Origin of the sequence: Streptococcus mitis, from assembly GCF_901542415.1 — a bacterium.
GTDB lineage: Bacteria > Bacillota > Bacilli > Lactobacillales > Streptococcaceae > Streptococcus > Streptococcus mitis_BL.
This window is the reverse complement of the sequence record NZ_CABEHV010000004.1, coordinates 1,039,504-1,053,793: the sequence shown is the minus strand read 5'-3', so window position 1 is coordinate 1,053,793 and position 14,290 is coordinate 1,039,504. Positions and strand designations below refer to the sequence as shown.

13 protein-coding genes are annotated in these 14,290 nt (G+C 41.1%); 12 read left to right on the top strand and 1 reads right to left on the bottom strand.

Annotation, left to right across the window (positions count from 1 at the left end; translation table 11 throughout):
* Nucleotides 1-5: 5 nt before the first annotated feature.
* From FQT24_RS05340 to FQT24_RS05315, 5 genes are all read left to right on the top strand, one after another.
* Complete coding sequence (locus FQT24_RS05340; RefSeq protein WP_033676563.1) at nucleotides 6-845, top strand: carbohydrate ABC transporter permease; 840 nt, start codon at nucleotides 6-8, stop codon at nucleotides 843-845.
* Between the two features lie 271 nt (nucleotides 846-1,116).
* Nucleotides 1,117-1,569: a NanQ anomerase/TabA/YiaL family protein gene (locus FQT24_RS05330; RefSeq protein WP_143952409.1), complete on the top strand. Its 453-nt coding sequence runs from the start codon at nucleotides 1,117-1,119 to the stop codon at nucleotides 1,567-1,569.
* A 19-nt stretch (nucleotides 1,570-1,588) separates the two neighbouring features.
* The gene (locus FQT24_RS05325; protein WP_143952408.1) at nucleotides 1,589-2,233 is read left to right on the top strand and encodes a YesL family protein; all 645 of its coding nucleotides are present in this window, start codon (nucleotides 1,589-1,591) and stop codon (nucleotides 2,231-2,233) included.
* A gap of 172 nt (nucleotides 2,234-2,405) precedes the next feature.
* A complete protein-coding gene (locus FQT24_RS05320; protein WP_143952407.1) occupies nucleotides 2,406-3,323 on the top strand; it encodes a dihydrodipicolinate synthase family protein in 918 nt (305 codons plus the stop codon).
* Between the two features lie 17 nt (nucleotides 3,324-3,340).
* Entirely contained in the window at nucleotides 3,341-4,225 is an 885-nt protein-coding gene (locus FQT24_RS05315; protein WP_143952406.1) for an ROK family protein, read from the top strand.
* Nucleotides 4,226-4,240: 15 nt separating this feature from the next.
* Here FQT24_RS05315 and FQT24_RS05310 read toward each other — a convergent pair whose 3' ends face one another.
* Entirely contained in the window at nucleotides 4,241-5,092 is an 852-nt protein-coding gene (locus FQT24_RS05310) for a MurR/RpiR family transcriptional regulator (protein ID WP_143952405.1), read from the bottom strand.
* Between the two features lie 190 nt (nucleotides 5,093-5,282).
* Between FQT24_RS05310 and pbp2b the strand changes: the two genes are divergently transcribed.
* The 7 genes from pbp2b to ftsZ all read left to right on the top strand — a co-directional run bounded on the left by pbp2b (nucleotide 5,283) and on the right by ftsZ (nucleotide 14,290).
* Nucleotides 5,283-7,340, top strand: a complete 2,058-nt coding sequence (pbp2b, locus tag FQT24_RS05305; RefSeq protein ID WP_143952404.1) for a penicillin-binding protein PBP2B — start codon at nucleotides 5,283-5,285, stop codon at nucleotides 7,338-7,340.
* A gap of 10 nt (nucleotides 7,341-7,350) precedes the next feature.
* The gene (gene recR, locus FQT24_RS05300; RefSeq protein WP_143952403.1) at nucleotides 7,351-7,947 is read left to right on the top strand and encodes a recombination mediator RecR; all 597 of its coding nucleotides are present in this window, start codon (nucleotides 7,351-7,353) and stop codon (nucleotides 7,945-7,947) included.
* 174 nt (nucleotides 7,948-8,121) lie between these two features.
* Nucleotides 8,122-9,165 carry a D-alanine--D-alanine ligase gene (locus FQT24_RS05295; RefSeq protein WP_143952402.1) on the top strand — a complete coding sequence of 348 codons (1,044 nt, stop codon included), beginning with the start codon at nucleotides 8,122-8,124 and terminating at the stop codon, nucleotides 9,163-9,165.
* Between the two features lie 84 nt (nucleotides 9,166-9,249).
* A complete protein-coding gene (locus FQT24_RS05290) occupies nucleotides 9,250-10,623 on the top strand; it encodes a UDP-N-acetylmuramoyl-tripeptide--D-alanyl-D-alanine ligase (RefSeq protein WP_143952401.1) in 1,374 nt (457 codons plus the stop codon).
* A 94-nt stretch (nucleotides 10,624-10,717) separates the two neighbouring features.
* Complete coding sequence (locus FQT24_RS05285) at nucleotides 10,718-11,422, top strand: YwaF family protein (RefSeq protein ID WP_023946156.1); 705 nt, start codon at nucleotides 10,718-10,720, stop codon at nucleotides 11,420-11,422.
* A gap of 214 nt (nucleotides 11,423-11,636) precedes the next feature.
* Nucleotides 11,637-13,016, top strand: coding sequence for a cell division protein FtsA (gene ftsA, locus FQT24_RS05280; RefSeq protein WP_004257776.1), 1,380 nt, complete (start codon nucleotides 11,637-11,639; stop codon nucleotides 13,014-13,016).
* A 17-nt stretch (nucleotides 13,017-13,033) separates the two neighbouring features.
* Nucleotides 13,034-14,290, top strand: coding sequence for a cell division protein FtsZ (ftsZ, locus tag FQT24_RS05275; protein WP_049511014.1), 1,257 nt, complete (start codon nucleotides 13,034-13,036; stop codon nucleotides 14,288-14,290).

Genomic DNA, 14,290 nt, shown 5'->3' with positions numbered 1-14,290 from the left:
CGGCTATGCAATCTACACAAAAGAAACCTTTAACAGCTTTCACTGTTATTTCAACTATTATTTTGCTCTTGTTGACCGTGCTGTTTATCTTTCCATTCTACTGGATTTTGACAGGGGCATTCAAATCACAACCTGATACAATCGTTATTCCTCCTCAGTGGTTCCCTAAAATGCCAACCATGGAAAACTTCCAACAACTTATGGTGCAAAACCCTGCTATGCAGTGGATGTGGAACTCTGTGTTTATCTCATTGGTAACCATGTTTTTGGTCTGTGCGACCTCTTCTCTAGCAGGTTATGTATTGGCTAAAAAGCGTTTCTATGGTCAACGCATTCTTTTTGCAATCTTTATTGCAGCCATGGCTCTTCCAAAACAAGTTGTCCTTGTACCATTGGTACGTATCGTCAACTTCATGGGAATCCATGATACACTTTGGGCAGTTATCTTGCCTTTGATTGGATGGCCATTCGGGGTCTTCCTCATGAAACAATTTAGTGAAAATATCCCAACAGAGTTGCTTGAGTCAGCTAAAATCGACGGTTGTGGTGAGATTCGTACTTTCTGGAGCGTAGCCTTCCCGATTGTGAAACCAGGATTTGCAGCCCTTGCAATCTTTACCTTCATCAATACATGGAACGACTACTTCATGCAGTTGGTTATGTTGACTTCACGTCAAAACTTGACCATCTCACTCGGGGTTGCAACTATGCAAGCTGAAATGGCAACCAACTATGGTTTGATCATGGCAGGTGCCGCTCTTGCAGCAGTTCCAATCGTAACAGTCTTCCTAGTCTTCCAAAAATCCTTCACTCAGGGTATTACTATGGGAGCGGTCAAAGGTTAATACTCTGCGAAAATTGAATTCAAACTACGTCAGCGTCACCTTGCCATACTTAAGTATTGCCTGCGGTTAGCTTCCTAGTTTGTTCTTCAATTTTCATTGAGTATAGGAAAATAAATCTATCAAGATACAGAAATATATTTTATAGATTTAGAGAATATAGAGGTTATAAGTGTCTACAAAATGTTGGGTATTTTCTTACCTTGGAGATTTTGTTAGACACTTATAAACTTAAGAATGATTTTAGTTAACTATCAGAAACGAAGGAAAGAGTATGATTTTTGACGATTTGAAAAACATCACCTTTTACAAAGGAATTCATCCCAATCTAGACAAGGCTATCGACTATCTCTACCAGCACCGTAAGGATTATTTCGAATTAGGTAAGTATGAGATTGACGGGGACAAGGTCTTTCTAGTTGTTCAGGAAAATGTCCTCAATCAAGCTGAAAATGATCAATTTGAGCATCATAAAAACTATGCAGATTTGCATTTGCTGGTAGAAGGACATGAATATTCGAGCTACGGTTCACGTATCAAAGACGAGGCAGTAGCATTCGACGAAGCAAGTGACATTGGCTTTGTTCATTGTCATGAACATTACCCACTCTTGTTGGGTTATCACAATTTTGCGATTTTCTTCCCAGGAGAACCTCACCAGCCAAATGGCTATGCAGGTATGGAAGAGAAGGTTCGCAAATATCTCTTTAAAATTTTGATTGATTAAAAAATCAGGAGGAGCAAACATGGCACAAAAAGGAGTAAGCCTTATCAAGGCAGCATTTGATACAGATAACTTTCTCATGCGTTTTAGTGAGAAGGTCTTGGATATCGTCACAGCTAATCTTCTTTTTGTCGTCTCTTGTTTGCCCATCGTGACGATTGGAGTGGCTAAAATTAGCCTCTACGAGACTATGTTTGAGATTAAGAAGAGCAGACGTGTGCCTGTCTTTAAAATCTATCTAAGAGCTTTCAAGCAAAATCTGAAGCTAGGTCTTCAGTTAGGTTTGCTGGAGTTAGGCATTGTTTCATTAAGCCTTCTAGATCTCTATCTCTTCTGGGGTCAGACAGCTATGCCTTTCCAAATGGTGAAAGCTATTTGTCTAGGCGTTCTTATCTTCCTCACTATCGTGATGTTGGCTAGCTATCCCATCGCTGCACGCTATGATTTGACTTGGAAAGAAGTGCTGCAAAAAGGACTTATCTTGGCAAGTTTTAACTTTCCTTGGTTCTTCCTCATGTTAGCTATTCTCTTTCTTATTGTGATGGTTCTTTATCTGTCCGCCTTCAGTTTACTTTTAGGTGGCTCAGCCTTCCTGCTTTTTGGGTTTGGGCTCTTGGTCTTTCTCCAGACTGGATTGATGGAGAAAATTTTCGCAAAATACCAATAGGATGGCTTGTCTATGAAACTACTTTCAAGCCATAAACATTTCAAAATTCATATCGAAACTAAAATCTAAGTGTACACAAGATATTGAAAGCGTTTTTCATAAAGTGTATACTAAAAACGTAAAGAATAAATCCTGCTTTTAGCAGAAAAAAAGAAATCTTAGGAGAAAATCTATGTCAGATTTAAAAAAATACGAAGGTGTCATTCCAGCTTTCTACGCATGTTATGATGATCAAGGAGAAGTAAGTCCAGAGCGTACGCGTGCCTTGGTGGAATACTTCATTGATAAAGGTGTTCAAGGTCTTTATGTTAATGGTTCTTCTGGTGAATGTATCTACCAAAGCGTTGAAGACCGTAAATTAATCTTAGAAGAAGTCATGGCAGTTGCCAAAGGTAAGTTGACTATTATTGCTCACGTAGCTTGCAATAATACTAAAGATAGTATGGAACTTGCTCGCCACGCAGAAAGCTTAGGAGTAGATGCTATTGCAACGATTCCGCCGATTTATTTCCGCTTGCCAGAATACTCAGTTGCTAAATACTGGAACGATATCAGTTCTGCAGCTCCAAATACAGACTACGTGATTTACAACATTCCTCAATTAGCTGGTGTTGCTTTGACACCAAGTCTCTACACTGAAATGTTGAAGAATCCACGTGTTATTGGTGTTAAGAACTCTTCTATGCCAGTTCAAGATATCCAAACCTTTGTGAGCCTTGGTGGCGAAGACCATATCGTCTTCAACGGTCCAGATGAACAGTTCTTAGGTGGTCGTCTCATGGGAGCTAAAGCTGGTATCGGTGGTACATATGGTGCGATGCCAGAACTCTTCTTGAAACTCAACAAATTAATTGCTGATAAAGACTTGGAAACAGCACGTAAATTACAATACGCTATCAACGCTATCATTGGTAAACTCACTTCTGCACATGGAAATATGTACGGTGTCATCAAAGAGGTCTTGAAGATCAATGAAGGACTGAACATTGGCTCTGTTCGTTCACCATTGACACCAGTGACTGAAGAAGATCGTCCAGTTGTAGAAGCAGCTGCAGCCTTGATTCGTGAAACCAAGGAGCGCTTCCTCTAATCCATAAGGAGGTATTTATGACACACTACGTTGCAATTGATATCGGTGGAACAAATATCAAATATGGTTTGATCGACCAAGAAGGCCAACTTGTTGAATCGCATGAAATGCCAACAGAGGCGCATAAAGGTGGACCTCATATCTTACAAAAGACCAAAGATATCGTAGCCAGCTATTTAGAAAAAGGCCCAGTAGCAGGAGTTGCTATTTCTTCTGCTGGGATGGTGGATCCAGATAAGGGGGAAATTTTCTATGCTGGCCCTCAGATTCCTAACTACGCAGGCACCCAGTTCAAAAAGGAAATTGAGACTAGCTTTGCGATTCCTTGTGAGATTGAAAATGATGTCAACTGTGCAGGTCTTGCTGAAGCGGTATCTGGTTCAGGCAAGGGAGCGAGTGTCACCCTTTGCTTGACTATTGGAACAGGTATCGGTGGTTGCTTGATTATGGATGGTAAAGTCTTCCATGGTTTTAGCAATTCAGCCTGTGAAGTCGGTTATATGCATATGCAGGATGGAGATTTCCAAGACTTGGCCTCTACAACAGCCTTGGTGGAGTATGTAGCAGCAGGTCATGGTGATCCAGTCGAACAGTGGAATGGTCGTAGAATCTTTAAAGAAGCTACTGAAGGGAACAAACTCTGCATGGATGGTATTGACCGCATGGTTGACTATCTAGGAAAAGGTCTAGCTAATATTTGTTATGTGGCCAATCCAGAAGTAGTCATTCTCGGTGGCGGTATCATGGGACAGGAGGCGATTCTCAAACCCAAGATCCGCAAAGCCTTGAAAGAGGCTTTGGTGCCAAGCCTTGCTGAAAAAACACGATTAGAATTTGCCCATCATCAAAATACAGCAGGTATGTTGGGTGCTTATTATCACTTTAAAACAAAACAATCCTAGTTTGGTTCAACCAAACTAGGATTTTCTTATACGTTTTTGTCTACGATAGCCATTGAGTTTTTTATTTTCCCAATAGCTGTTAAAGATTTTCTCCTTGCTTTCACGATTGATTTCTAAAAAGTAGGCATAAATCAAATCGATAAAGAAGAGCATAGGAAGTTGAGCGGATATACGTTGGATGTAAGAAGACTGGCTGTGGGTGGCTACAAGAACAGTCTCCGTATAGGTCTGACTATCTTTATTGGGAACACTTGTAAAAAGTACAGTCTTTGCTCCCATCTCCTTAGCGTCTAATAGACTATCTAAAATAGAAGGGGTTGTGCCAGAAAGAGAGAAACCGAGTACGAGACAATTCTCATCCATAATACTGGTTGTCCAAGCAAAGCCATCTTGGTCAGTCAAGGCCTCGCAGACCACACCTAGACGCATGAAGCGTAATTTCATTTCACGAGCTACGAGGCCAGAACTCCCTGTTCCGAAGAAGTAGACACGCTCAGCATCTTCGATTAACTGGGCAATTCGTTCTAGTTGGACTTCGTCAATTAAGTCCTGTGTTTGCTCCTGCATATTGCTATAACTTCTAAGGACTCGTTTTGTCAGTGGACTGTGTTTGTGAGAATGGGTGTCTTGTTTCTCTGCTTGGTGTTGGTATTGGAAAATAAATTCTCGATAACCTGTAAAGCCACACTTTTTAGCAAAGCGGGTCAGAGCTGCTTGAGAGATATGTAATTTTTGAGTGACCTGCTGAGAAGATAAATTATCTGCAATGGTTTCAGATTGTAAAAAATAGCGAGCGATTTCTTGCTCTAGATCTGTCATTTCTTCGAAGTGAGAATCAATGATGGTTGCTATATCTGGTTTGTCCATAGAAAGGCTCCTTTAAATGAGTCGTATTGGAAAAAGACTGGGTCATCGAACTTTTACATTTATTATATCATATAATATAGGGATAGATAAATAAAATCGTATTTTCCCGTAAAAAGGAAAAAAGCTTTTTCCTTTTCCATAATTTTCTTCTCAAATTATGGTACAATTAAGAGTAAGACTTAAAATAGAAATGAGACTGATTTGTATGAGAAAATTTGACAGCCATTCGATTCCGATTCGGCTTAATTTATTGTTTTCGATTGTCATTTTGCTCTTTATGGCCATTATAGGTCGCCTGCTTTATATGCAGGTTTTGAACAAGGATTTTTATGAGACAAAATTAGCATCTGCTAGTAAAACAAAGGTGACCACTAGTTCGGCTCGGGGCGAAATTTATGATGCCAGCGGCAAGCCTTTGGTTGAAAATACTGTGAAACAAGTTGTTTCCTTTACTCGAAACAACAAAATGACGGCTGCAGATTTAAAAGAAACAGCCAAGAAGTTGCTGGCTTATGTGGGAGTTACTTCTCCAACATTGACTGATCGACAGTTGGCGGACTATTATCTAGCAGATCAAGATGTCTATAAGAAAGCAGTGGAAAGTTTACCACGTGAGAAGCGACTTGATTCTGATGGCAATCAATTATCTGAATCAGAGCTTTACAATAATACTGTTGAAAGTATCGATCCAGGTCAATTGACCTACTCGGATGACGAAAAGAAAGAAATTTATCTCTTTAGCCAACTCAATGCAGTTGGAAATTTTGCGACAGGGACCATTGCGACAGATTCCTTGTCAGATACACAGATTGCCTTGATTGCTTCGGCCTCTAAGAATTTACCTGGTATCAGTATTTCAACTTCGTGGGATCGAAAGGTTCTAGAGACTTCTCTTTCGTCTATAGTAGGAAGTGTATCCAGTGAAAAAGCTGGTCTACCAGCTGAAGAAGCAGATGCTTATATCAAAAAGGGTTATTCTCTAAACGACCGTGTTGGGACTTCTTATCTAGAAAAACAATATGAAGAAACCTTGCAAGGAAAACGCTCGGTGAAAGAAATCCATCTAGACAAGTATGGCAATATGGAAAGTGTCGAAAATATCGAAGATGGTACCAAAGGGAATAATATTAAACTGACTATTGATTTGGCCTTTCAAGATAGCGTAGACAATCTGCTTAAGAGTTACTTCAATTCCGAACTGGGAAATGGAGGAGCCAAGTATTCAGAAGGTGTGTATGCAGTCGCCCTTAACCCAAAAACAGGTGCGGTTTTGTCTATGTCAGGGCTAAAACATGACTTGAAAACGGGAGATTTAACACCTGATTCCTTGGGAACAGTAACCAATGTCTTTGTCCCGGGTTCTGTTGTCAAGGCGGCGACCATCAGCTCTGGTTGGGAGAATGGAGTCTTGTCAGGGAACCAGACCTTGACAGACCAACCGATTGTCTTCCAAGGTTCAGCTCCGATTAATTCTTGGTATACTCAAGCTTACGGTTCATTCCCGATTACAGCGGTGGAAGCCTTGGAGTATTCTTCTAATACCTATATGGTCCAAACGGCTTTGGGCATCATGGGTCAAACTTATCAACCTAATATGTTTGTTGGAACCAGCAATTTGGAATCCGCTATGGGGAAACTTCGTGCGACATTTGCGGAATATGGTCTTGGAGCCTCAACAGGCATTGACCTTCCAGATGAGTCAACTGGTTTTATACCAAAAGAGTATAATTTTGCTAATTACATTACCAATGCATTTGGTCAGTTTGATAACTACACCCCAATGCAATTGGCCCAGTACGTTGGAACTATTGCCAACAACGGTGTTCGGATTGCACCTCACATTGTTGAGGGGATTTATGGAAACAATGAACAAGGTGGTTTAGGGAACTTAATCCAATCTGTTGAAACCAAGGAAATGAATAAAATTAATATTTCTGAGTCTGATGTTTCCATCCTCCAACAAGGCTTTTATCAAGTGTCACATGGTGGTAGTGCTTTGACAACCGGTCGTGCCTTTTCAAATGGCGCAGCGGTATCCATTAGTGGAAAAACAGGTACTGCCGAAAGTTATGTTGAGGGTGGTCAAAAAGCTAACAATACCAATGCTGTGGCCTATGCACCATCAGATAATCCTCAAATCGCTGTAGCTGTTGTCTTCCCTCATAACACCAACCTTACAAATGGTGTCGGACCTTCCATTGCGCGCGATATTATCAACCTCTATAACCAACATCATCCAATGAATTAGAAAGGAACTTATGCTTTATCCAACACCTATTGCCAAGCTGATTGACAGTTATTCTAAGTTACCGGGTATCGGGATTAAGACGGCTACCCGTCTGGCCTTCTATACTATTGGAATGTCTGATGACGATGTCAATGAATTTGCTAAAAATCTCCTTTCTGCTAAGAGAGAGCTGACCTACTGTTCCATCTGCGGTCGCCTGACTGATGACGATCCTTGCTCTATCTGTACCGATCCGACTCGTGATCAGACGACGATTTTAGTTCTCGAAGATAGTCGCGATGTGGCAGCCATGGAGAATATCCAAGAATACCATGGACTCTATCATGTCTTGCATGGACTCATTTCTCCCATGAATGGTATCAGTCCGGACGATATCAATCTCAAGAGTCTTATGACTCGTCTGATGGATAGTGAAGTTTCAGAAGTAATCGTAGCAACAAATGCTACAGCAGATGGTGAAGCGACATCCATGTATCTTTCACGCTTGCTCAAGCCAGCTGGGATCAAGATTACGCGTCTAGCACGAGGTCTTGCTGTGGGAGCGGACATTGAGTATGCGGACGAAGTGACACTCTTACGAGCCATTGAAAATCGGACAGAGCTGTAAGTCTAGACAAATTAACAAACTCAATTCATTTATATAAAAATCACGGAGACCGACAGTTGTTTTATCGGTCTCTTTTTAGATTTCTTGAGCACCAGCATCAGGTTCAAGTTTCAAAAAAGAAGCAAATATGATATACTAAAGAACGAGTATTCTATTAGAATTGGAACAAATAATATGAAACAAACGATTATTCTTTTATACGGTGGACGTAGTGCAGAGCGTGAAGTCTCTGTTCTTTCAGCTGAGAGTGTGATGCGTGCGGTCAACTACGACCGTTTCACAGTCAAGACTTTCTTCATCAGCCAGTCAGGTGACTTTATTAAAACGCAAGAATTTAGCCAGACTCCAGGTCAAGAGTATCGTCTTATGACCAATGAAACCATTGATTGGGATAAGAAAGTTGCACCAAGTGCTATCTACGAAGAAGGTGCAGTGGTCTTTCCAGTCCTTCATGGTCCGATGGGAGAGGATGGCTCTGTTCAAGGCTTCCTCGAAGTTTTGAAAATGCCGTATGTCGGATGTAATATCTTGTCATCTAGCCTTGCCATGGACAAAATCACGACCAAACGTGTGTTAGAATCTGTCGGGATTGCCCAAGTTCCTTATGTGGCCATTGTCGAAGGTGATGATGTGACTGCTAAAATTGCCGAAGTTGAAGAAAAATTGACTTATCCAGTCTTCACAAAACCGTCAAACATGGGTTCTAGTGTCGGTATTTCTAAATCTGAAAATCAAGAAGAACTCCGCCAAGCTTTGGAACTTGCCTTCCGATATGACAGCCGTGTCTTGGTTGAGCAAGGAGTGAATGCCCGTGAAATCGAGGTTGGTCTCTTGGGTAACTACGATGTTAAGAGCACGCTGCCAGGAGAAGTTGTCAAGGATGTTGCCTTTTACGACTATGACGCCAAGTATATTGACAACAAGATTACCATGGATATCCCAGCCAAAATCAGTGATGATGTGGTAGCTGTCATGCGTCAGAATGCAGAAACAGCCTTCCGTGCGATTGGTGGCCTCGGTCTATCTCGTTGCGATTTCTTCTATACAGATAAGGGAGAGATTTTCCTCAACGAGCTCAATACCATGCCAGGTTTCACCCAGTGGTCAATGTATCCACTTCTTTGGGACAATATGGGAATCAGCTACCCAGAACTAATCGAGCGTTTGGTTGACCTTGCCAAGGAAAGTTTTGACAAGCGCGAAGCGCATTTGCTATAAAAATGAAAGAAGGGGTAGGAGCCAGAACCATCACTGCTAGGTGACTAGAGTTCTCGGGCTTCGACCCTTTTTAAAGGAGTAGAAATGAAATTAACTATCCATGAAGTTGCCCAAGCTGTTGGAGCGAAAAATGATGTCAGCATCTTTGAGGACATCCATTTAGAAAAGGCTGAGTTTGATAGTCGTTTGATTGAGGAAGGGGACTTGTTTGTGCCCCTCAAAGGTGCGCGTGATGGCCATGACTTTATCGAAACAGCCTTTGAAAATGGTGCTGCTGTAACCCTGTCTGAGAAAGAAATCGCAAATCATCCCTACATTCTAGTAGACAACGTGTTGACTGCCTTTCAAAAACTAGCAGCCTACTATCTTGAAAAAACGACTGTTGATGTCTTTGCGGTCACAGGTTCAAATGGTAAAACAACGACCAAGGATATGTTAGCTCACTTGCTATCAACAACCTACAAAACCTATAAGACACAAGGCAACTACAATAATGAGATTGGTCTTCCCTACACAGTTCTCCATATGCCTGAAGGAACAGAAAAGTTGGTCTTGGAGATGGGGCAGGATCACTTAGGAGATATTCATCTCTTGTCTGAATTGGCTCGTCCAAAAACAGCCATCGTGACCTTGGTTGGAGAAGCCCATTTGGCTTTTTTCAAAGACCGTTCTGAAATTGCTAAAGGAAAAATGCAAATTGCAGACGGGATGTCTTCGAATTCCTTGCTTTTAGCGCCAGCTGACACTATTGTAGAGGACTACTTGCCAACTGATAAAAAGGTAGTTCGTTTTGGCCAAGGAGCAGAGTTGGAAATTACCGACTTGGTTGAGCGTAAGGATAGCTTGACCTTTAAGGCCAATTTCTTGGAGCAAGCCCTTGATTTGCCAGTGACTGGTAAGTACAATGCCACCAATGCTATGATTGCGTCTTATGTTGCCCTACAAGAAGGGGTTTCAGAGGAGCAAATTCATAAGGCTTTCCAAAATCTTGAATTGACGCGTAACCGTACCGAATGGAAGAAAGCAGCCAATGGAGCAGATATCTTATCAGATGTTTACAATGCCAATCCAACTGCTATGAAGCTGATTTTAGAGACTTTCTCTGCCATTCCAGCCAACGAAGGTGGCAAGAAAATCGCTGTCTTGGCGGACATGAAGGAACTTGGTGACCAGTCTATTCAACTCCATAACCAGATGATTTTGAGCCTTTCGCCAGATGTGCTTGATACCGTTATTTTCTATGGAGAAGACATTGCTGAATTAGCCCAATTGGCTAGTCAAATGTTCCCAATCGGCCACGTTTACTACTTCAAGAAAACAGCTAACGAGGACCAATTTGAAGCCCTAGTTAAGCAGGTTAAAGAAAGATTCAGTGCCAATGACCAAATTTTGCTCAAAGGCTCTAACTCCATGAATCTAGCCAAATTAGTAGAAAGTTTAGAAAATGAAGCCAAGTGATTTTGTCAAACATTTACGTATTTCTAAATTCATTTTTGACAAATAGCATGGTATAATAAAATGCAGGAAAATTTTGAATCATGAGGAATACTAGATGAATTTATGGGATATTTTCTTTACGACCCAAGCAACAGAGCCACCCAAGTTTGATCTTTATTGGTATGTCAGTATATTTACACTCTTGGCCTTGACCTTTTATACAGCCTATCGTTATCGTGAAAAGAAGGTTTACCAACGATTTTTCCAAATCTTGCAGGCCGTTCAGTTAATCCTTCTTTATGGTTGGTATGGGGTCAATCATATGCCACTGTCAGAAAGTTTACCCTTTTACCATTGCCGTATGGCTATGTTTGTGGTGCTCTTGCTTCCTGGTCAGTCTAAATATAGGCAGTATTTTGCATTACTAGGAACATTTGGGACATTAGCTGCCTTTGTTTATCCAGTGCCAGATCCCTATCCTTTCCCACATATTGCCATTTTGTCCTTTATCTTTGGGCACTTAGCTCTCTTGGGGAACTCACTGGTTTATCTCTTGAGACAGTATAACGCGCGATTGCTGGATGTGAAGGGAATTTTTCTCATGACCTTTGCACTAAATGCCTTGATTTTTGTGGTCAATTTAGTAACAGGTGGAGATTACGGATTCTTGACAAAACCACCATTGGTTGGAGACCATGGCTTAGTAGCTAATTATTTAATCGTTTCCCTGGCCTTATCAGCAGCGATTACGTTAACAAAGAAAATCTTGGAACTATTTTTAGAACAAGAAGCAGAAAAAATGATTGCAAAGAAAGCTTAGAAATGAGCTTTCTTTTTTTCATAAATCTGATTTTTTATAACTTGTTTGGAAAATAAAAAAAGCTAAGGAAAGAATGTGAAAAAATGGTAAGTAAATTTAGGAAAAACTAAGCACGATTGGATTTTTTGTGTTATAATATTCTGTGAATAGCTATGCCCTATTTTAGCTATATTGAATAGAAGTTTGAAACTTGGAAGAGAGAGGATGCGATGTAATGGCTAGAGATGGTTTTTTTACAGGCTTAGATATCGGAACTAATTCGATTAAAGTGTTGGTTGCCGAGCATAGAAATGGTGAACTTAATGTAATTGGTGTAAGTAATGCCAAGAGTAAAGGTGTAAAGGATGGGATTATCGTTGATATTGAAGCAGCAGCAACTGCTATCAAGTCAGCTATTTCCCAAGCAGAAGAGAAAGCTGGCATTTCAATCAAATCAGTGAATGTTGGTTTGCCTGGAAATCTTTTGCAAGTAGAACCAACTCAAGGTATGATTCCAGTTACATCTGATACAAAAGAAATTACAGATCAAGATGTTGAAAATGTTGTTAAATCAGCCTTGACAAAGAGTATGACACCAGATCGTGAAGTCATTACTTTTATTCCAGAAGAATTTATCGTAGATGGTTTCCAAGGTATTCGTGACCCACGTGGTATGATGGGGGTTCGTCTTGAAATGCGTGGTTTGCTTTACACAGGTCCACGTACTATTCTTCACAATTTACGCAAGACAGTTGAGCGCTCAGGTGTTCAAGTTGAAAATATTATTATTTCACCATTGGCTTTGGTTCGTTCAGTCTTGAACGAAGGAGAGCGTGAATTTGGAGCTACTGTGATTGATATGGGAGCAGGTCAAACAACTGTTGCTACAATCCGTAACCAAGAACTCCAGTTTACAAATATTCTTCAAGAAGGTGGAGATTATGTCACAAAAGATATCTCTAAAGTCTTGAAGACTTCACAGAAATTAGCTGAAGGATTGAAATTAAACTATGGTGAAGCCTACCCTTCACTTGCAAGCAATGAAACCTTCCAAGTTGAAGTAATTGGTGAAGTAGAGCCTGTAGAAGTTACAGAAAGCTACCTAGCAGAGATTATTTCAGCCCGCATTAAGCACATTTTTGAACAAATCAAACAAGAGTTGGAAAGAAGACATTTGTTGGATCTTCCAGGTGGGATTGTTCTGATTGGTGGAAATGCTATTTTACCAGGTGTTGTAGAACTTGCACAGGAAGTCTTTGGCGTTGGTGTCAAACTTTACGTTCCAAATCAAGTTGGAATCCGTAATCCTGCCTTCGCTCATGTGATTAGCTTGTCTGAATTTGCTGGTCAATTGACTGAGGTGCATTTATTAGCACAAAGAGCAGTCAAGGGTGAGGATACTTTGCGTCACCAACCAATTAATTTTGGTGGGATGATTCAACGCGTTACGCAAGTAGCACAACCTACCCCTATTCAACCAGTTCAAAATACTGAGGTAGAGCAATCAGCTTCTACGAACGTAGTTGCTCCGAAAGAAGATAAAGTATCTTCTCAAAATAAACCAAAAATCGCAGATCGTTTCCGTGGCTTAATCGGAAGCATGTTTGATGAATAAAAGAGGAAAAATAAACTATGACATTTTCATTTGATACAGCAGCAGCTCAAGGTGCAGTTATTAAAGTAATCGGTGTTGGTGGAGGTGGTGGTAACGCCATTAACCGCATGGTTGACGAAGGTGTTGCAGGCGTAGAATTTATCGCAGCAAACACAGATGTACAAGCTTTGAGTAGTACAAAAGCTGAGACTGTAATTCAGTTAGGCCCTAAATTGACTCGTGGTTTGGGTGCTGGCGGTCGACCTGAAGTTGGTCAAAAGGCAGCTGAAGAAAGCGAAGAAGCCTTGACTCAAGCTATTACTGGAGCAGATATGGTCTTCATTACTGCAGGTATGGGAGGCGGCTCAGGTACTGGTGCAGCTCCTGTTATTGCCCGCATTGCTAAAGATTTAGGTGCCCTTACAGTTGGTGTTGTGACACGTCCTTTCGGTTTCGAAGGAAGCAAACGTGGTCAGTACGCTGTAGAAGGAATCAATCAACTTCGTGAGCATGTAGATACTCTATTGATTATTTCAAACAACAACTTGCTTGAAATTGTTGATAAGAAAACTCCACTTCTTGAAGCTCTTAGCGAAGCAGATAACGTACTTCGCCAAGGTGTTCAAGGGATTACGGATTTGATCACAAACCCTGGTTTGATTAACCTTGACTTTGCCGATGTGAAAACAGTTATGGCAAATAAAGGGAACGCCCTAATGGGTATCGGTATCGGTAGTGGTGAAGAACGTGTGGTAGAAGCAGCTCGTAAGGCAATCTACTCACCACTTCTTGAAACAACTATTGACGGTGCTGAGGATGTCATCGTCAACGTTACTGGTGGTCTCGACTTGACTTTGATTGAGGCAGAAGAAGCTTCAGAGATCGTCAACCAAGCAGCTGGTCAAGGAGTGAACATCTGGCTCGGAACATCTATCGATGAAAACATGAAAGATGAAATCCGTGTTACAGTCGTTGCAACTGGTGTTCGTCAAGATCGTGTGGAAAAAGTTGTGGGCCATGCACCAAGACAAGCTGTCCGTCATGAACAAGTAAGTCCTAGTCATGCACACAATCATAATCGTCAGTTTGATATGGCTGAAACTGCAGAAATTCCAAGTCCAGCACCTCGCCGTACAGAAACTTCTCAAACTTCAGCATTTGGTGATTGGGACTTGCGTCGTGAGACAATTGTTCGACCAACTGATTCAGTGGTATCACCAGTTGAACGTTTCGAAGCGCCATCTTTACACGATGAGGATGAATTAGACACTCCTCCATTTTTCAAAAATCGTTAA

Bases quoted from the DNA above. Each gene is read 5' to 3' on its own strand.
- FQT24_RS05295 (WP_143952402.1), top strand. From the start codon at position 8,122: ATGAAACAAACGATTATTCTTTTATACGGTGGACGTAGTGCAGAGCGT.
- FQT24_RS05290 (WP_143952401.1), top strand. From the start codon at position 9,250: ATGAAATTAACTATCCATGAAGTTGCCCAAGCTGTTGGAGCGAAAAAT.
- FQT24_RS05310 (WP_143952405.1), bottom strand. From the start codon at position 5,092: ATGGACAAACCAGATATAGCAACCATCATTGATTCTCACTTCGAAGAA.
- FQT24_RS05330 (WP_143952409.1), top strand. From the start codon at position 1,117: ATGATTTTTGACGATTTGAAAAACATCACCTTTTACAAAGGAATTCAT.
- recR (WP_143952403.1), top strand. From the start codon at position 7,351: ATGCTTTATCCAACACCTATTGCCAAGCTGATTGACAGTTATTCTAAG.
- FQT24_RS05340 (WP_033676563.1), top strand. From the start codon at position 6: ATGCAATCTACACAAAAGAAACCTTTAACAGCTTTCACTGTTATTTCA.
- FQT24_RS05285 (WP_023946156.1), top strand. From the start codon at position 10,718: ATGAATTTATGGGATATTTTCTTTACGACCCAAGCAACAGAGCCACCC.
- FQT24_RS05325 (WP_143952408.1), top strand. From the start codon at position 1,589: ATGGCACAAAAAGGAGTAAGCCTTATCAAGGCAGCATTTGATACAGAT.
- pbp2b (WP_143952404.1), top strand. From the start codon at position 5,283: ATGAGACTGATTTGTATGAGAAAATTTGACAGCCATTCGATTCCGATT.
- ftsA (WP_004257776.1), top strand. From the start codon at position 11,637: ATGGCTAGAGATGGTTTTTTTACAGGCTTAGATATCGGAACTAATTCG.
- FQT24_RS05315 (WP_143952406.1), top strand. From the start codon at position 3,341: ATGACACACTACGTTGCAATTGATATCGGTGGAACAAATATCAAATAT.
- FQT24_RS05320 (WP_143952407.1), top strand. From the start codon at position 2,406: ATGTCAGATTTAAAAAAATACGAAGGTGTCATTCCAGCTTTCTACGCA.
- ftsZ (WP_049511014.1), top strand. From the start codon at position 13,034: ATGACATTTTCATTTGATACAGCAGCAGCTCAAGGTGCAGTTATTAAA.